We start from the raw sequence: 18,760 nt of genomic DNA, 5'->3' as shown, positions 1-18,760 counted from the left end.
GGCCATTTTTGTCATAAACCTAGTCAGTAACTCGTATCAATCCAACGCCACCAGCCATAAACGCAGTCAGTAACTCGGATCGACACCCCGTTCATCACTCGTTCCTATGTATTTTCACTACTGGATTCACAGAGCCTTTCCCCGCTCCCCCGAATACCCCTTTCACCCCGCGTGGAGCAATTTCGTGGCTGTTAGTCTGTAGAAGTACGAACCTTTTTAACAGCAATGTGAAAGTAGCCCCCAAGTGACGCACCTGGCAGCAGCTCTGGCATCAGCCAGCTCCTTTACAGCCAGTCCGCCGTCGGCGACCGCACCACCAGACCAGACATTGGCTTCTGAGTTTGCGTCCGGCGGCGTATCGGCAACATTGAATTCTTTAGATTCCGTTCTTTCTGCCCCGGCAACGATTACCGCCCAAGCAAGCAGCTCCGCAGAGCACGCAACAACGCTCGCAGCTCAAGCAGTCCAAGCCACCCAAGCAGCCCAAGTTGCCCAAACCTCCGCCAACAGCCTGACCCTCCTTTCGGTCCCGCTGTTGGTCGCGGTTGCCCTGGCGCTGACCCCGCTGTTTGTGAAGCTCCTTGGTCGTCACGCAGGCTGGCCCATCGTCGCGTTTTTTCTCGCGTCGGTGGTCCAGCTTTCGCGTGTAACGGGCGATATTCTCGACGGCACCACCTTCACCTGGTCCCGCGTCTGGTCCCCGGAACTGAACGCGGCGTTTGCGCTGAAGCTCGATCCCCTCTCCATGGTGTTCAGTTTCTTGGCGCTGTTGGTGGGCTCGATAGTCTTCATCTACTCCACCGCGTATTTGCCGCCGAAGAAATCCGCGATGAGCTTCTACGTCCTGATGACGGCGTTCATGCTGGCGGTTTTGCTCCTCGTGCTTGCCGACGACATCATGCTCCTCTTCATCGGGTGGGAGCTGGTCTCGATGGCGTCGTTCCTGCTCATTGCAAGGTCGGGCTCGTCGGGCGAGCTGGGCTCGTTGCGCACACTCCTGCTGACCTTTACCGGTGGCCTGTTGCTTCTGGCCGCCCTCGGCGGTGCTGTGTGGCTAACCGGTTCCACGAACCTCACCGAGGTTTTGGCTTCGCCTGAGTGGGAGGCCAACCCGGCAGCGCGCAGCCTCATTGCCGCGCTGGTGGCCCTGGGCGCTTTCACGAAGGCAGCTCAGTTCCCCTTCCACGCCTGGCTTCCAGAGGCCATGGCGGCGGCAACTCCCGTCTCGGCTTTCTTGCACGCTGCGGCCGTCGTTAAGGCGGGCGTTTACCTGCTGATGCGTTTTTCCACGGTTTTCGCGGACGTGCGCGTGTGGCAGTTGCTGCTGATCGTCATGGGTATGTGGACGGCTGTTGCCACGGCCTACTTTGCGCTGCAGCAGACTGACCTGAAGAAGCTGATTGCGTACTCGACGGTCTCGCAGTTGGGTTGGATTGTTGCCACGATTGGTGTGGGCACGAAGTTCGCCATTATGGCTGCGGTTGTGCACACCATTGCGCACGCGATGTTTAAGTCTTCGCTGTTCATGATGGCTGGTGTGGTTGATCACCAGGCGGGCACGCGCGATATTCGTCGCTTGGGTCCGCTGTGGAAGCAGATGCCGTGGAGCTTTGGCTCGATGATTTTCGGTGCGGCATCGATGGCGGCAATTCCGCCGTTCTTCGGCTTCATGTCGAAGGAGGGCATGCTGACCGCATTCGAAGGTGCGCCGCTCAGCAACACCTGTGTCGTCATTCTGCTGACGGTGGCGGCGATTGGTGCGATTGGTACTTTCGCGTACTCGGCACGTTTGGTGTTCGGTGCGTTTGTGGATGGTCCGCGCAACGTTGACCACATCACTGAGGCTCCAATTTCGCTGTGGCTGCCGGCTGCCATCCCTGGCGTGCTCAGCCTTCCAGCCGCCTTCGCTGCCGGTGCGATTCTCAATCGTCCGCTGGACCGCGTGGCCGATACGGTCGGTCAGCTTCCGGCTGGCACGACTCAGGAATCGCACTTGAGCCTGTGGCACGGCGTGAATGTGCCGCTGACTATCTCTGTGATTGTGCTGGCTGTCGGCGTGGGCTTCATCTTCACTCGTGCCCGCGTAGGCGCCGTCATGGCAGACCGCAAGCTCTTCCCGTTCACTGGCGTGGAGGCAATCAACGCGTCGCTGAGCGTCTCGCAGCGTGTGGGGCGCGCGATGGGCAAGGTGGCGCGTTCACATCAGCCATCGCGTCACCTGCTGCCGCTGCTTGGTTTGCTCGCGGTGTACGCCCTGGTTATTGCAATCGCTCCGGGTGTCGGTGGCGCTCCGGTGCTGCCGAAGATCGACGGCATCGACCACCTGACCGACCTGATTCCGCTGGTTGTTGTCGTGATTGGCGTGTGGGCCACGCTTCGGGCGAAGAACCGTTTGCAGGCGGCTGTGCTGCTCGGCGTCACCGGTGTTGGTGTCACGCTGCAGATTCTCCTGCTGGGCGCACCGGATGTGGCATTGACGCAGTTCATGGTGGAAATCCTGACTGTCGTGCTGATGATGCTGGTGCTGCGCTTCCAGCCGCGTGCGTTCTCTGAGACCTCGAAGAACCGCCGTGCCTCGGCGGCGGTTGTGGCAGTTGCCGTGGGCTTGGCTACGTTCGGCGCGGTGTGGTTCCTCACTGGCCGTCGTCAGATGCCTGAGGTCGCGCAGTGGTACATCGATAACACTGAGAAGGTCACGGGCGAGACCAACATTGTCAACGTGATCCTGGTTGAGTTCCGTGCTTTCGATACGATGGGTGAGCTGGCGGTTCTCGGTATGGCGGGTGTCGCGATGGCGGCGGTTGTCACGTCGATGCCTCGCTTCCCGCACCTGCTCGATCAGCCTTCCCCGCTTGCGGAGCCCGCTCTGAACTCCATCATGATGCGTTGGCTGGTGCGCTGGTTGGCTCCGCTTCTGTTCGCCCTGTCCGCTGTGGTTCTCTACCGCGGCGGTACCGCTCCGGGCGGCGGCTTCAACGCGGCGCTGATTGGTGCCGCTGCCGTCATGCTGATTTACCTGTCCAAGGACCGCGACGAGCTGGTCTTCGGCAAGAAGATCCCGGTGGCGCTCAGTGCTGCGGGTGTCATCACGGCTATCGGCACGGGCTTCGTCGGATTCGCCAAGGGGTCGTTCTTGGCACCGTTGTACGGCGAGTTCCTGGGGCAGCACCTCACCACGGCATTGCTTTTCGACGTCGGCGTGTACCTGGCCGTCATCGGCATTGTGGCAACCGCGCTGAATCTCCTGGGCGGCCCGAACCGTCCTGGTGTGACCGGGTCGGACGATGTGATGCAGGATCTCTACTCAGACCGCTCGAGCTTGCGGGTGCCGCCGGAGATGGGCGTGTTCGCCTCAGAAGCGGAGAGCGCCTCCGCCCCCGCCCCAGCTCATGCCACCGTTGAGGAGGCTAAGAAGTGATTATCGCCATCATGGCTGCCGTCCTCGCAGGCGGTGGCACGTACCTGGTGCTACAGCGCGGCATGCTGCGCACCATCATCGGCATGACTCTGATTTCCCATGCCGCCAACCTGATTATTTTGTCCACGGGTGTCGGCGCCTGGCGCGGCGAACCGCTGCTGGGCAACGAGACCACTGCGGGCGCTGGCGCTGCCGAGCAGATGGCTGACCCGCTGCCGCAGGCATTCGTGCTGACGGCCATCGTGATTACCATGGCCGTCACCGCGTTCATGCTGGCACTGTCTGGTTTGGGCCGCGATGACGACACTCGTATCCATGAGGACCGCGAGGCTATGCGACAGCTGTCGACGGCTGGTCGTCGTGCGGGTAAGCACATTCCGTCGGACTCAGACTCCACGGTCACCGGCACCCCAGGGGTCTCTTCGGCTCCGAATAAGTTCCCGCGCGAGACCACATTCGGCGGTGACGAGAAATGGTAGAAGCCTCTGCAATGACCTCTGCAATGTCCACTTCAACTCTGTCTTCGCTACTGCCGCTGTTTGCAGCACTGCCGCTGATTCTGTCGGCGGTCGCAGCCATCCTGCCGAAGCTGTGGATGCGTGCGACGATGGGCATCGCCGTTCCGGCGCTGTCGTCGCTGGCTGCGTTTTGGGTGATGTTCTACGTCGCTGACAACGGCCCGGTCGGCCACGGTGTGGGCGCGTTCCCCGGTGGTATCTCGATTCCTTTCTTGGCGGACACGTTCTCCATGCTGATGCTGGGTGTGGCCGCGGCTGTGGTTGCCATCGGTAACTGGTTCGCCCACGTCGCGGGCGAAAACACTTCGCGGTTCTTCCCCTCCCTGACGCTGATGATGTTGTCCGGTATGTCGGGCGCTTTCCTGACTGCCGATTTGTTCAACTTCTTCGTGTTCATGGAGGTCATGCTGCTGCCGTCTTATGGCCTGATCGCGGTAACCGGTACCTGGCACCGCCTGGCTGCTGGCCGTAACTTCGTGCTGGTCAACCTCTTGACCTCCACGGTGCTGCTGATTGGTGTCGCGCTGATTTACGGCTCGGCGGGTAATGTGAACATCGCAATGCTGGCCAACATGGCCAGCGAGGGCGGCCCCGGCGGCACGGGTGTGGTCGCGCTGGGCATTGTCATCATTGCGCTGTGTGTGAAGGCGGGTTTGGTTCCGGCGCACACATGGCTGCCGAGGACGTACCCGTCGACAAGCCCTGCGGTGATGGCACTGTTCTCTGCGGTGCATACGAAGGTTGCGGTGTACATGCTCTTCCGCATTTACGTCGTGATTGTGGGCATGAATCCCTCCTGGCACTGGCCGATCATTATCATCATGGCGATCTCGATGCTGGTCGGCGCGTTTGCTGGGCTTGCGGAGAACACCATGCGTGAGGTGCTGGCCTACCAGATGGTCACGGGTATGCCGTTCATTCTGATTGTGCTGGCGTTCACGGATGCTAACGACGGGGGCGGCGCCAAGGCTGCCCTGGCTGCGGGTATTTTCTACGCAATCCACCACATGGTGACTGTCGGCGCCCTCATTCTGGGCTCCGGCGCGGTGGAAGAGACCTACGGTACGGGTACGCTCTCTAGGCTTTCGGGGCTTGCTCGCCGCGACCAGGCGGTTGCCTGGGTGATGGCGGCAATGAGTTTCTCCATTGTGGGCTTCCCACCGTTTTCCGGCGTGTGGGGCAAGGTGGGCATTGTCTTTGCCTCTGCCGCTACTGGCGATGCCCGCTCGATTGTTGCGATTACCGCAATCATCGTTGCCTCGCTGGGCTCGCTGCTGGCCATGATTCGCCTGTGGCGCGCGGTCTTCTGGGGCCGACCGATGCAGGGCGTGGATGATTCTGTTCGAGTTCCGGGAACGCTGGTTGCGCCGTCCGCCATGCTGGCAATTGTTTCTGTGGCCATGTTCGTCGCGGCCGGCGCCGTCACTTGGGCGACCACCGGCGCGGCTGATGCGCTGCTGAATATTGATGGCTACCGCGAGGCGACTCTCGGCGGAGTTGAAAACGCCATCGGAGGTATTTACTGATGAAGTTTCTGCATGTTATCCGCTATTCCCTATGGCTGGTCTGGCAGGTTGTTGTGGCTGCGACGGACGTGGTGCTCGATACTCTGCGCCCGAACCAGAAGCAGCAGCCGGTGCTCATTGGGCTGCCACTGCGTGTGAAGTCTGACCTTGAGGTCACTCTCTTTGCCGAGTCCATCACCATGACCCCGGGCACGCTGGTCTGTGGTGCCCGCGAGACCGATGCGGGGCGGTTGTTCATCATCCACGCGATCTTCGGTGCCGACCTGGACGCGCTGTACGACTCCCTCTACGACATGGAGGAGCACCTCGTCCCCAGCCTCCGCGATGTCCCCCGCCCGAAGGCTTTCGTCTTCGAGGAATACAACGCAGACCAGTTCATTGACCCGGATGCCGTCGTCGGTGTTGCCGCTGAGGTCGACCATGGTCTGCCACTGCCGGATGGCATTGCCTCCAATGGCGAAGACAAAGGAGCACGCTCATGAATGACACATTGATCGATCCCACCGCAGTACAGGTAATTAGCGGCATTGGCATTGCTCTGTGTTCAGTGGCGCTGCTTGTGGGCGTGGTGCTGATCTTCCGGGTCAAGGGCAATGTCTCACGCGCAGTGCTTTCCGACGCCGCCTTCTACCCCATGGTGGGAGTGTTCCTCACAACTGCCATGCTGCGGACTACGGCCATTACTTTCGATATTGCAATGCTGGCGGGCTTACTTGGCATTTTGTCGACCGTGGGCCTGGCCCGAGTTATTTCCCGTGGCCGCCGCTAAGACCGATTAAGGACGAATCGCACTATGAGTATCGCTTCAATCCTTGTAACTATCTTGTTTGCCGTGCTGGTCATTGGTGGATCTTTGTACCTGCTTCTGGCGGGTGTGGCCATGTGGCGCTCTAAAGATGCCCTGAGCCGGTTGAACCAGCTTTCGGCCGGAATCATGGTGGGCATCCCCGCGCTGGTGATTGCCAACTTGGTCTTAGAGGCCGACCAGGGCAATCTGACGTGGGGCAAAACCCTCACGGCCATTCTGGCCATTGTTGCTGTTCTGGTCGTCGCTACCGTCGCCTCCGAAGTACTTGGACGCGCGGTGCTGGGTGCCCGTGACGGCTCCGCTGAGGACTACGCCCCGGAGCGGTAGCTAGCGGCGCGGGAAACGTCCTGAACACACCGTTAGCGGCCAGTTTCACAGCGACCCCTCAGCGCGCTCCAATACCTCCTTTAGGCCACCCGACCTACCCAAAAGGGGGTATATTTCCCCACACTTTTAGCCTCCCATAATGTGACGTACCTCTCATAGGCTATGGCCCGCTCGTTAACCTCGTTTATGCCCCTAAATTGAGTGGCAGTTTTTGCCGTTAACTAAGCTTTGGTTTTCCTTACTTAGGGACACCTTAGTTATCATTTTTGATGAATTCGCCGTTTGCCTGCACCTTTGTGACACCAAGAACAAAACAATCAATGCAATTCCGGTAAATTTTAAGAAAACAACACTCTTGTCATCCGATATTCAGGCAGAGGCCGGAGTCGTCCCGACCGACTCAAAACCGCCCTCTTTCCAATATTTTTAGGCGAATTTGAGCGAGATTCAGGGGGCACAACCGACCGGAAGCGGATCGAGGCACTTATTTTTTCATTGCAGCCCCTTGCCCCATCGGTTAACTTAATTTCTGTGAGTTCGCCAAGAGCGACTCAAAATCTTTACCCCCGAGAACCTAAGGATTTTCTCATGTCCTGCTCCGCAGAAGATATCGCAACCATCCTCGAAGCCCTTCCGGCCGTCACCGTCGAGAGCCCGCTGCCGGCTTTCGAGCAGCTGGCTGGCAACGACGTCAACTTCGCTAACGTCGGTGGCGACCTGAACCTGCCGTTCGGTAACGACTTCCTGGACATCTCCGTCACCGACGACCACTCCACCCACGACTCCCACGACGTCGAGGTTTCCGACTTCCTGAACCCGGAGACCACCGTCGACAAGTCCGACCAGCGTAAGTTCGACTTCCTGAACCCGAGCATCTCTGGCATCGGCGCCAAGTAAGCTCCTGGGCTTCATGGCAGGACAATAGCTCCGCCAATCCTTGACACAATAAACCGCCAGTCTCTAAAAAAAGACTGCGGTTTATTGTTCAGTTAAAACCGATATTCTTCATTTCGTTACTGTCTAAAAGGAACACCAAAAATGGACGTCACTCCTATCGTTGAGGTTCTGGAAGCAATGCCTTCCGGCCCGACCGTCAACGTCACCTTCGAGATTAACCCGACCATCGATGGTGACCTGACCCTCCTGGAAACCGGTGACTGGAACGCTCCGTTCGGCCGCGACTTCATGGACATCAACATCACGAACGATCAGTCCACCCACAACGACAACTCCACCCACGTCTCCGGCGTTGAGGCTGATAGTGTCTCCGACGCTGCCGAACAGGGTCGAGAGGTGTCCGAGTCCGCCGAAGAGGCCGAAGAGGCTGACGAGGCTGCAGCTGCTCCGAAGTCGCTTTTCAGCGGCTCCCCGAGCCTGCCGGGCATCGGTGCCTAAAACAGCTCACACTTAGGGTTGTTCCTTAGCCGCCCAAACCGGGCCGGCGTGCAGGCAACCACAAAGCCGTGGCTGTCATGCACAGACAGAAGTTTTAAATAAAGCGTTAGCCCTGCAGATGGTTCAACCATTTGCAGGGCTAACGCTTTTCTATTTACTTTGATCTACCGCGTGACTGTGCAGCTCTACTCTGCGGTTTTACTGCACAGCCCTACGCGGTTGCTTTACTTCGTTGCCTTAAAGCGCTTTTCCACCTCGGCACCGAGCCAGGAATCAACGTTGGTCCAGTACTGGTAGACACGCTGCTCCACCTCTGGGGAAACACCCTGCATGGCACCGACGATGTTGTTTGCCAAGCGATCGCGCTCGGTATCGTCCATCACGTTGCGAACAAGGTCGCCTGGCTGCGAGAAGTCATCATCCTCAGGGTGCTGCACGTAGGCGCCAGCGTAGAACTCTTCGCCCACGCTCTCCCACTGACCAAAGGCACCAGCATCGATCTGGCCGGCGTGACCGGAGCGCACTGGGCAACCAGCAGCCTTAGCTGCAGCCGCAGTATCGGCCTCCGGACCGCGAGCAGTGGCGTTGGAGCCGTGAACCGGCAACTTCGGATCCGAGTAGTAGTACGTGGCCGCACCATCCTGCGAGAAGGAATTCACTGGGCAGCGAGACTGGTTCACCGGCAGCTGATCGCTGTTGACGCCAAGACGGTAGCGGTGCGCATCAGCGTAGGAGAACACACGCGCCAGCAGCATCTTGTCCGGCGAGAAGCCGACACCCGGGACCGTATTCGACGGTGCGAAAGCGGCCTGCTCAACCTCAGCAAAGAAGTTGCCCGGATTGCGGTTCAGAGTGAAGTGGCCGACCGGAATCAGCGGGTAGTCCTTCTGAGACCAGGTCTTGGTCAGGTCGAACGGGTTCACCTTGTAGCTGGCGGCCTCGTCGTAAGGCATGATCTGCACCTTGACGTCCCAGGTTGGGTAGTCGCCGCGCTCAATCGCCTCGAAGAGATCCTGGCGAGCGTGGTCGGTGTTTTCGCCAACCAGCTCGGCGGCCTCATCATCCGTCAGGAACTCCCAGCCCTGGCGAGTCTTAAAGTGGTACTTAACCCAGAAACGCTCCCCTTCAGCGTTAATCCACTGATAGGTGTGGGAACCGAAGCCGTCCATATGACGGAAGTCCTTCGGAATACCGCGGTCACCCATCAAGTAAGTGACCTGGTGCGCGGACTCCGGAGAGGCAGTCCAGAAATCCCACTGCATATTGGCGTCGCGCAAACCTGTGTCCGGCAGGCGCTTCTGAGAATGGATGAAGTCCGGGAACTTAATGCCATCGCGGATGAAGAACACTGGCGTGTTGTTGCCCACGATGTCGAGGTTGCCCTCTTCGGTGTAGAACTTCAGTGCAAAGCCGCGCACGTCACGCCAGCCATCCGGGGAGCCCTGCTCACCTGCGACAGTGGAGAATCGCGCCAGCATCGGCGTGACCGTGTTCGGCTGGAATACTGCAGCCTTGGTGTACTTGGAGACATCCTCGGTGATGGTCAGCTCACCGAAAGCACCTGCACCCTTAGCGTGAACAACGCGCTCCGGAATGCGCTCACGGTTGAAGTGAGCGAGCTTTTCCAGCAGGTGGATGTCGTGGAGGTTAATACCTCCCTGTGGGCCATTGGTTAGCGAGTGCTGCTCTGTAGGAACCGGCGCACCGTTGAGGCGAGTGGTCGGGCCATTGGAGCCTTCATAGAGATTGGACATGGGGATTTCCTCCTAAAGACAGGGGCTAGATGGCAGTCACAACATGCCCTGACGTTTTCCACCCTACACGAAGTTTCATATTTTTCCTATCAGTCTCCCGCGATTGATATGTGTCCTTAATTATTAGTCCGATTAGGTTCGCTGTATCAGCCACAAAAAATCGACCCAAAAAGGGCAACATCTCCTCCACAAAAACCACACGCAATGACCGTCGTAAAGCACTTACCGCGCTTTCATGCAATACCTATCAGCACTGAATAAAAGGTATAGCCAGCACTACCACTGCCCACGGGGGTTAAGGGTAGGATTTCACGCGTACCACGCTGTCAATTTGGATTCTGATCGGATACTTCTGCAGACATGAAAAAACAAGGGAGGGGCGCAAAAGCGCTCACAGTCTTCAAGTACACGCTGGCGTTGCTGGCGACCGTTGCGCTTCTCAAGATCGCATTCTTCCCCGCTAACGACGAGGACTATGCGCAAGCAACCGGTGATTTCTCCCAGCCCACCACGGAGCTATCCCCTCAGCGGATCAATAACACGCAGAAGCTGTCTGCCACCATCGTCCCGGACGAGCCCACCGTGATCCGCGCCAACGCTTCCGGTGAAATCACTGACGCCTATGTCAACAGCGGCGGCAACGCCGTAGAGGGGCAAAACCTGCTCCAGGTGAAGAAGACCTCGGTATCTGAGACTGCCAGCACCTCCGGCGGCGCGGATTCCGATGAAGAAGGCGCCGCAGCCGCCGCACCCGAAACTACCGTGACCTGGGGAAACATCACCGCTAAGGCCTCTGGCACTGTGCAGTGGGATATCGTCATCGGCCAGACGGTTGAGATCGGCCAGGAGATTGGCACGATTTCTCCGAACAGCTTCCACGCCGTAGCACCTATTAAGCCGAGCCAGCTGTACACGCTGGGAGACTCGATTAACAATGGCCGCCTCGCTATCACCGATGGCCCGGCACCATTTTTGTGCGATTCGGTGAAGACTGTCACTGGAAGTAGTGCAGGCTCGCAGAACACTGGCGCCGGAGATGGCGCTGGCATGGGTGCCGCCGCTGCTGGGAATTCCTCGGGCGGCCCACAGCTGCGCTGCGATATTCCCGCAGATCAGACCGTCTACGAAGGTGTTCCCGCAACGCTGATTCTTGGCAGCGGCACCACCTCGGAGGTCCCGGCGCTGCCGGTGACCGCTGTGGAGGGACGCTTCCGCGAAGGTGTTGTCTACGCTCCGGCTAAGGATGGCGGCAAGCCCACAAAGATCAAGGTTGAGCTGGGCGCCAACGATGGCACTTTCATTGAAATCAAGCGTGGCCTGAAGGAAGGCCAGCAGGTTTTGGAGTACGTGCCTTCCTACAAGGATGAGTCCGCCGGCGACGGCACTGGCACCGACACCGGCACCGGCGCTGGCGATGGCAGCGACACTGGCTTCGATGAGTCCGGCGATGACGCTGGCTCTGAAAAGTAGGCCCGCGCCATGCTTAGTTTGACCGCAGTCACTCGAACAGTGACGCTCCCCAATGGCGAGGAGCTGCCTATTTTGAAAGGCATCGACCTCGACGTGCCACGCGGTGAGCACCTCAGCATTGTCGGCCAGTCAGGTTCGGGTAAGTCAACGCTGCTGAACATCATTGGCATGCTCGATTTGCCGGACTCCGGCACGTACACGTTCGACGACACTGATATTTCCACCTTGTCGGACAGGAAACGCGCTGCTCTCCGGGGCGATAATTTGGGATTCGTCTTCCAGCAGTTCAACCTCTTCCCCTCCCGCACCACGCTGGAAAACGTCGAGGTTCCGCTGATGTACGACCGGGGCGAGAAGTTTTGGAATCGCACCGAGCTCGCCGCCGCGATGCTGAAGCGCGTCGGCCTGGGCGATCGCCTAGAGGCCACGCCTTCGCAGCTCTCCGGCGGTGAACAGCAGCGTGTGGCTATTGCCCGCGCGCTCGTGCGCCAACCGCAGCTCATTCTTGCCGATGAGCCCACCGGTGCGCTCGATGTCGACACCGGCAAGATCGTTATGAATCTGCTCGAAGAAGTCGCGGCGGAAAACAACGCTGCGTTGATTCTGATTACGCACGATTTAGAGGTCGCCGAGCGCGGCGATCGGGTGCTTGAGCTTCGCGACGGTCAGTTGCACGCCGACTCCGTCCTGCTATCTGCTGCCAACGCCATGCACGGCTCTGAGGAGGTTGCTGATGACGACGAATAATGAAACCGAATCGAAGTCACGGCCTTCCTTCCTCTATGCAGCAACGCCTTATCTCGGCGCTCTGCTGGAAGCGTGGCATGAGCTGCGCATTAACCGTGGCCGCATCATGCTGTCGCTGGTCAGTGTGGCCGCCGCAGTGTGGGCGATGACTACGGTTATCGCACTTGGCAATATTCTCACCAGCTCTCAGGATGCGGTCACCGCACAGAGCACGGGTGTCGCCGGAACGGTCACGTTGACGGCCGGAGCGGGTAATTCCGATTCCGAGGAAGGCGGTAACTTCGGCGACGGTGGCTTCAGCGGTGACGGCAGCGCCGGCACAATGGCCGATAGCTTTGGAAGCTTCGGCGGCGAGGGCACCGGCGGAAACGGCCCGGACGATTTGAGCGTCATCAACCCAGACGGGTCTATCAACGACGCCTTTTCCGCTGCCACCCACCGCCTGGTGGAGACCACTCACGCCAACTTGTGGTCGCGAGTTCGAATGCAGCCAGCGACTCCCGAGCAAAATATGGATGACTGCGCTCCAGATGATTACGAGTGTTTTTCGCCAGGTACTCCCGAGCTGATCGCCGCTGACCCGGGCTGGTTCGATATCTACGCCCGCACCATCGTGCAGGGACGCCGTTTGGAAGATGCCGATGGCCAGCGCTTAATGAACCCCGTAGTGGTCAACGACCAGTTCTACGAAAGTCTGGGCAACCCAGCACTAGCCGACCACCCAACCTTCAGGTTGAAGGAAACCGGCAACACTACCTTCACCGTGGTGGGAGTGTATAAGTCCCTGGGTTCGTGGGACGCCCCGAGCATTGTCACGCACTATGACTCCTTCCTCAACGCCGGCTACGAGGGACAGGTGGGTGAGCCGCAACTTCTCGTCGCAACGCCTGAAGAGTCCGCGAAGGAGAACCAGAAGGCGCTGCACAACATTTTCCAGGCGGAGCTCGGCCCCAGCTGGAAGGTGAATACCTCCCTGTCGGAGAAGGACACGCAGATTTCCCAGGAGATGAATAACACCATCACCACTGCGCTGGGCATTATCGGTGGCATTGTGATTGCGCTTGGTGCGTTGGGGCTGCTCACGGTCTCGATTGTCACCATTGGCCACCGCGTTCGTGAGATTGGTATTCGTCGCGCAATGGGCGCGTCGGCAGGCAGGATCTTTATCTCTGTGTTCCTGGAGTCGATTGTCGCCACGACGGTGGCGGGTGTGGTTGGCGTGATTGCCTCGATCATCACGGTCAAGCAGTTGCCGCTGGATAAGATGCTGTCGTTGCCGCTGGAGACCGGTGCCGTGGCCTACCCCGTCACGGCTGCTGTGATCGGCGTGCTGGTCGCGACATTCGTGGGCGCACTGGCGGGCATCATCCCGGCCACGATTGCCGTCCGCGTCAAGCCCATCGACGCCATCCGCTTCTAGCTTTTCAGCCCTTAGTTCGCCTGGCTGCGTCGCCGCCTGCTTTTTGCAGGTGAGGCCGCGTGCAGCCAGGCGAATTATCTTTAGGTTTTAAGTTGCTAAGCTATGTCCATGACTCCCGCACGCCTCGTCTCTAATGACGAATACATCACGCAGCTGGCGCTGAAAGCCGGCCGCGGTGATCAGGCTGCGCTAACGGAGTTCGTGCGGCTGACCCAGAAGGACGTGTGGCGTCTGGTCGCACATCTGGGCGGCGTTGATGCTGCGGATGATTTAACGCAGGAGACGTACCTGCGCGTGATGGGGGCACTTCCCCGCTTTGCGGCGCGTTCTTCTGCCCGCACGTGGTTGTTGTCGCTGGCCCGGCGTGTGTGGGTGGATTCGGTTCGCCACGATTCGGCGCGCCCAAAGAAGTCTGCGATGGAAGTGGAAAACGCTGCCGAGCAGTTCACAACCGGCGAGTCGTGGTCTGAACTCGCTGATGCCCGCGTGCTGCTGGAGCAGCTGCCGGAGGAACGCCGCGAGGCACTCATTCTGACGCAGGTGCTGGGGTACTCCTACGCGGAGGCCGCGGAAATCGCAGGGTGCCGTGTGGGCACCATTCGCTCCCGCGTCGCCCGTGCGCGCCGCGATCTGGTTGCCGCGCTTGACGACGGCGACAGCGCCAACGGCGACTCTGCAGCTGTGTAAACCCGCTCCCCCAATGGACGTTGATCTTTCTTCTACCCCATTTTTGGAACACTATCGCGCATGATTGCTCAGTTGAGCGTAGGTTCTGCCTTAACTGATAGTTTTATACATTTCCTTATATTCGCGATACGAAACGGGTATATGAACTGCCCAGTACGCATACGTTCCATCTTTTCCGACGAGATTAGCTTCGTTTTGGGCCACCACCGACCAACTCACTGAGGAGCAGATTTCCCCATGAATAGACCTTCATGGATTTTCACTGTCACTGCCGTTATCACCGCTACAACCGGACTACCCGCCTACGCCGCCACCATTAACCAAGGTGATCCAGTAGTCATCATTCACGCTAATGGACCACAAGCTAGTGTCTGTACAGCTGGCTATGTCGACAAAACCAATTCGCAAATCTACACAGCAGGTCATTGTGGACAAGAGGGAGACACAGTGACGGATGGGACATTTCAGAAAATTGGAGTTTTCCAACCGTCTCCCACATATGACCATTCACTAGATACGGGGAACGATATTGGCGTTGTCTCGCTTGACGATCCCGCTACTGCAGGCGTGAATTCGTATTCGGGCGACTCAATGCTATCCCCCACAGATGTTCAAACTGGCGAGACTGTCTGCATCTACGGAAACACCACGGGGAAAGTTTCCTGCGGTTTAGCTGCTGATCGAGATGCATACAAAACCGACGACAATGCTCTGCAGGTTCAAAACGTACACGCTCAACGAGGCGATTCCGGAGGGCCAGTATGGGTTCCGGATAAAGGTGCTGTCGGTGTTGTTTCAACTACCTGGAACATCATCGATGGGAACGGGCAGCAGCTGGGTTCCTATATCACCGCTAATTCACCCTGGTAAGAGGGCTGTGTTTGCGTAGGGCTTGTCATCCTCTGAGGTCACGTCACCCGACCGAGGAAAACAAGCCATCACCGATAGCCAAAGGCGAAAGCCCGCCTCTCCTACCGATTACTCAGTAGGAGAGGCGGGCTTGATTCGTCAGAGGGAATTGGCTCCCTCCGAATCCCTAGCTCTTAAGCGTTACGGCGTCGCATTGCGAAGACTCCGGCAGCTGCCAAAGCAGCACCAGCCATCGCCCACAGTGCCACACCGTTGCCACCAGTCTTAGGCATTTCGCCCTTGGTCACATCGGCAATCTGCAAAATGCCCACCTTCGAATCACACTCTGGAATGCCAGTCTTATCGCACTGATTTCCAGACACCGCGACACCGCCACCGGAGAGAACTTCGATAATCGCATTGCCCTTTTCATCCCACGCCGTGGAGAACTTAATGGGCTCAACGAGCAAGTTGTAACCCTGCGGTGCCTTAGTTTCAATCAGGTAGTAAACACCCGGCGCATCCAGGCCCTGGAGTCCAACACGGCCCGCAGTGTTTGTCTGAGACTGTCGCACTACTGGGTTCGTATCAAGGTTGACACTTCCGTCAGAATTCAAGTTCAGCGCGCCATTGGGGTCGGCACGGTGAACTGCAAACTCTGCACCGTCGAGCAGTCCGCCGGTTTGAATCTGATCCGGCGCATCCGGGTTGTAGCTGACCTTCTCCAAGAAGATTCCCATCTTCTTTTCTGGAGGGGTCAACGGGATGCAGTCGGTATCCTTCCAACCACCCATTTCTGCCTCATTCATAAGGCCAAAGTTGGGTTCGTAGAGACCATTCTCCTCATAGCAACGGTAGTTACCGGACGGCTCTGATGGGTGCCCTTCAGGCACAGATGTTTCATCCAACTTCGATGCGTCGAGAGTGAAACGAACAGTGACCTCATAGACATGCTTGCCGGTACTACCGTCAACACCTTCTGGTTTCGTAATCTTCGGAGTGTTGTTGCCATTTAATGCATACGGACCTGGGCCACGGAAATCCCTAGGCTCACTTAGGCGGTTAAATTCGTCGCGGAACACTACCGTTGCCCCGGTGACGGCCGCCGCACCGACAAACTTCGGCGTGTCTAGCAATTGTCCATAGACGACTTCGTTCGACTCGTATCCCGGAGTCTTGGGGTACTCCACGACCACGTTGTACCTTGCAGTAAATTCGTTTTGCGTGCCCGGTACCGGCTGAGGTTCTGTATCTACCGCAACCTTGTCTACGCAAGCTTCGGTGGAGACATTGTCCGCGTCACCCGGACCCGACTCGGAGTCTGTTGCGACGAGCTTCACACGGTTAGGGCTACATACCGTCTTAAGGTTGCCGTGTTCATCTGTACGCACTGGAGCGGATACAACGAATTCAACCTTTGCATGGGGAGGAATCGTACCGACATAGCCGGTCATGTATTTTCCTTCGCCGCCGGATGGTGCTTCCGCATTCATACCTGCCAAAATGCCACTGCCGGCACCAATCTGGTCCGGTCCAGGCTTACGCCCGTTGACCAACGAAGAACCGGGACCAAAGCCCTCGAACTTTGCGGTTGGGCCGCTCCTATTAATACCGAAATGAGTATCTGTTGGAAGGTACTCGTAGAAAGTGCCACCAGAGCTCGGGTGATCGCTTGTGTTTTCTACCGTAATCGTCCAGAAAGTCCTAGGTTCACCATTGATTATCTCCGTCTTCGAGCGGAGCTTCTTCACAGCGAGGTTTGATTGAAACTCTGGCGGTGGTGCCACCAGGCTAGAGGCAGCATCAGTATTGAACGAATCCGGAAGATTATTCAGAATGTTAACCAACTCAAAGGTCGGCTGGCTGGAGGAAGGATTATCAATCTTTAGCTCAAAACCATTTTGACCAGCCTGGTCACTACCCGCACCGAAACCTAGGTTTCCGTTCGAGTAAGTCCAAGCCTTACCCCACGATGCCGACGAAAACACAATTCGGCGACCATCGAGTGTGGTCAAATTGGACAAATCCCAGGTAGAAATTTGTCCTGTTGCAGTGTCGATGCGCTCCAGAATCACCCTATCCTTTGAACCGGCCTTACTCTGGAAGCCCCACATGTACCGTGGTGCGTCCGGGAGTACTGCCCAGTCCTCGGCAAATGAGATTTGGTTACCGAATACCCGCTCTGCTGTGGAATTGTCCGTGTTCACACGGTAGAACTTACGACTACCGGATGTTGACGCATTTGCCACAAAGTAACCATTTTCGGTCCAGACACCCGCATTCGAGAAGTCGCGGTCGCCTTCAGTTTCAAATGCGGTAGTTTGCGTTCCTGGCTTCTTAATCGGACCTAGGTTGTGTACTTCACCGGTTCCGGGATCGATTTGAAGCAGATTACCTGCCGGATAGCAGTTGTCACCATTCAGACCGCGCTTCTGACTTACTGCGTAGAGCCAGTTGTCATTGGGGTCATACATTAGGGAGTTATACACCCACGGCGAACGACCGACCTCATGGTAGGCCTTACCTTGATCAACTTGTCGGCTCAAAATCGAGGTATCGCGCTTAAGATCCTTCGGCGTACCAGTGACAACGTACACCGGGCTGCCGTAGGCAAACTCTTCTGCCGTCAGCTGACGCGGTGCAGCCTTGCGCACCACTTCCGTCTCTGGAGTCGGATTTTCACACTTCGGAATCGGCGGCGGCGTGGGAAGGTTGAACGTCGCCGAATATACGGTGTTGGTTCCGCCTCGATGCAGCCCCATAAACTGAATCTGCGCAGGACCGCCAATCGAGATCTGTGGCAGGATTACCTGGTACTTCTTATTGCTGATTCTTTTGTACGTAGCTTTGGTCTCGTACCATCCTCCATTCGTACCCGTGTAGTAAACAATCATGTCTGCCGAGTCCTTAGACATGTAACTATCAATGTTCGTTTCAAGAATGACTTCCGTGTCTTTGGGGAGAGTAATCGTCCCATTCGACAACTGGTCTGCGGGAATTACGAAGGTGGGAATGTAGCGACTGCCTTTGAGCACATACCCAGTACCGTTCGTATCTCCGTTATTCTTTGCAATCCTAAAGCTATAGGCGGCATCGGCTGCCGCAGGTGCCGCCATCCTCTGTGGCGCACGCTGCGGTTGTGCAGCACGAGGTGCCGCTACCGGATCATTAGCAGAGGGCTCTGACACCTCAAGCGGTGGCTCACCGGCCTCCACTCCCGGAACATCTGGTGCATCAGCCGCAACAGAGTCGTCTTCCCGCTCGACCCCGCTAGAAGACTCAGCTGGTTCAGCGGACTCCGAATTATCTGGCTTAGGGGTTTCAGAAGTCTGAGCAATCTCGCCTGATGCTGCTACCGACGTATCGCTGAAGATAGCGCCACTCGAAATTTCGGGGGTCTCAAAAACGAACGTTGCCCCATCGACGACCTTAGCGTTCAACCCCGTAATGCTGAACTTCACGGGATTCGAAGAAACATCGACCCCTAGATTGTCTCCCTCACGGAGAGCAATCTTTTTACCGTTGACGGTCAACGAATACTTGCCGTCGGCAAACTCCAAATCAGAGGCGCTATCTGCAGTGATCTCCATTCCGTTGAGAGTTGCATCACTGGCAAACTTTCCTTCAAACTTCGCGGTATCACCGCTGGTAACCGTTAACTGGTCGCCTGACGTCAACGCCACACCGATATCAGTGGTCTGCGCTTCCGCCACAACACCAGCCACCTCTGGCATACCTGCCGGCATGACAACACCAAAAGTGAGGGTCAGCGCCGCAGCGACCGACGCCATCACGCGCGCATTTCGCCGCGCGGATTTCGGCTTGCTAAACATTGTCCAGG

Annotated in this window: 15 protein-coding genes; 13 read left to right on the top strand and 2 right to left on the bottom strand. The window is 57.8% G+C overall.

The genetic code is table 11. The features are described 5' to 3' along the window. The first annotated feature begins 244 nt into the window (after window positions 1–244). The 8 genes from QKE19_RS10565 (at window position 245) to QKE19_RS10530 (ending at window position 7,992) form a co-directional block, all read left to right on the top strand. Window positions 245–3,418 carry a DUF4040 family protein gene (locus QKE19_RS10565; RefSeq protein ID WP_347891007.1) on the top strand — a complete coding sequence of 1,058 codons (3,174 nt, stop codon included), beginning with the start codon at window positions 245–247 and terminating at the stop codon, window positions 3,416–3,418. After that, on the top strand, window positions 3,415–3,897 hold the full coding sequence (locus QKE19_RS10560; protein ID WP_070546318.1) for a cation:proton antiporter subunit C: 483 nt from the start codon (window positions 3,415–3,417) through the stop codon (window positions 3,895–3,897). Before QKE19_RS10565 ends, QKE19_RS10560 begins: the two co-directional genes overlap by 4 nt. Continuing rightward, the gene (locus QKE19_RS10555) at window positions 3,891–5,462 is read left to right on the top strand and encodes a monovalent cation/H+ antiporter subunit D family protein (RefSeq protein ID WP_347891005.1); all 1,572 of its coding nucleotides are present in this window, start codon (window positions 3,891–3,893) and stop codon (window positions 5,460–5,462) included. Before QKE19_RS10560 ends, QKE19_RS10555 begins: the two co-directional genes overlap by 7 nt. Further along, window positions 5,462–5,944, top strand: a complete 483-nt coding sequence (locus QKE19_RS10550; RefSeq protein ID WP_049171106.1) for a Na+/H+ antiporter subunit E — start codon at window positions 5,462–5,464, stop codon at window positions 5,942–5,944. Before QKE19_RS10555 ends, QKE19_RS10550 begins: the two co-directional genes overlap by 1 nt. After that, complete coding sequence (locus QKE19_RS10545) at window positions 5,941–6,231, top strand: monovalent cation/H+ antiporter complex subunit F (protein WP_005511667.1); 291 nt, start codon at window positions 5,941–5,943, stop codon at window positions 6,229–6,231. The genes QKE19_RS10550 and QKE19_RS10545 overlap by 4 nt, the downstream gene beginning before the upstream one ends. A gap of 24 nt (window positions 6,232–6,255) precedes the next feature. Further along, on the top strand, window positions 6,256–6,597 hold the full coding sequence (locus QKE19_RS10540; protein WP_070603600.1) for a monovalent cation/H(+) antiporter subunit G: 342 nt from the start codon (window positions 6,256–6,258) through the stop codon (window positions 6,595–6,597). 588 nt (window positions 6,598–7,185) lie between these two features. Continuing rightward, entirely contained in the window at window positions 7,186–7,494 is a 309-nt protein-coding gene (locus tag QKE19_RS10535; protein WP_016421913.1) for a hypothetical protein, read from the top strand. 141 nt (window positions 7,495–7,635) lie between these two features. After that, window positions 7,636–7,992 (top strand): hypothetical protein, encoded by a 357-nt coding sequence (locus QKE19_RS10530; RefSeq protein WP_347891004.1) that lies wholly within the window; start codon window positions 7,636–7,638, stop codon window positions 7,990–7,992. Window positions 7,993–8,216: 224 nt separating this feature from the next. Here the strand turns inward: QKE19_RS10530 and QKE19_RS10525 are convergent, their stop codons facing one another. Then, window positions 8,217–9,746, bottom strand: a complete 1,530-nt coding sequence (locus QKE19_RS10525; RefSeq protein ID WP_347891002.1) for a catalase — start codon at window positions 9,744–9,746, stop codon at window positions 8,217–8,219. 360 nt (window positions 9,747–10,106) lie between these two features. Here QKE19_RS10525 and QKE19_RS10520 point away from each other — a divergent pair, with 360 nt between their 5' ends. The 5 genes from QKE19_RS10520 to QKE19_RS10500 all read left to right on the top strand — a co-directional run bounded on the left by QKE19_RS10520 (window position 10,107) and on the right by QKE19_RS10500 (window position 14,940). Then, complete coding sequence (locus QKE19_RS10520) at window positions 10,107–11,216, top strand: hypothetical protein (protein WP_347891001.1); 1,110 nt, start codon at window positions 10,107–10,109, stop codon at window positions 11,214–11,216. Window positions 11,217–11,225: 9 nt separating this feature from the next. Next, complete coding sequence (locus QKE19_RS10515) at window positions 11,226–11,963, top strand: ABC transporter ATP-binding protein (RefSeq protein WP_347890999.1); 738 nt, start codon at window positions 11,226–11,228, stop codon at window positions 11,961–11,963. Then, window positions 11,950–13,383 (top strand): ABC transporter permease, encoded by a 1,434-nt coding sequence (locus tag QKE19_RS10510; RefSeq protein WP_070858334.1) that lies wholly within the window; start codon window positions 11,950–11,952, stop codon window positions 13,381–13,383. Before QKE19_RS10515 ends, QKE19_RS10510 begins: the two co-directional genes overlap by 14 nt. Before the next feature lie 102 nt (window positions 13,384–13,485). After that, window positions 13,486–14,070, top strand: coding sequence for an RNA polymerase sigma factor (locus tag QKE19_RS10505; protein WP_172954594.1), 585 nt, complete (start codon window positions 13,486–13,488; stop codon window positions 14,068–14,070). Between the two features lie 237 nt (window positions 14,071–14,307). Beyond that, on the top strand, window positions 14,308–14,940 hold the full coding sequence (locus QKE19_RS10500) for a trypsin-like serine protease (RefSeq protein WP_070841448.1): 633 nt from the start codon (window positions 14,308–14,310) through the stop codon (window positions 14,938–14,940). Between the two features lie 173 nt (window positions 14,941–15,113). Here QKE19_RS10500 and QKE19_RS10495 read toward each other — a convergent pair whose 3' ends face one another. Next, on the bottom strand, window positions 15,114–18,752 hold the full coding sequence (locus QKE19_RS10495; protein WP_347890997.1) for a SpaA isopeptide-forming pilin-related protein: 3,639 nt from the start codon (window positions 18,750–18,752) through the stop codon (window positions 15,114–15,116). Window positions 18,753–18,760: the final 8 nt, after the last annotated feature.

Origin of the sequence: Corynebacterium sp. c8Ua_99, assembly GCF_039907185.1 — a bacterium.
GTDB classification, from domain to species: Bacteria; Actinomycetota; Actinomycetes; order Mycobacteriales; family Mycobacteriaceae; genus Corynebacterium; species Corynebacterium jeikeium_D.
This window is presented reverse-complemented; position numbering and strand designations above follow the sequence as displayed.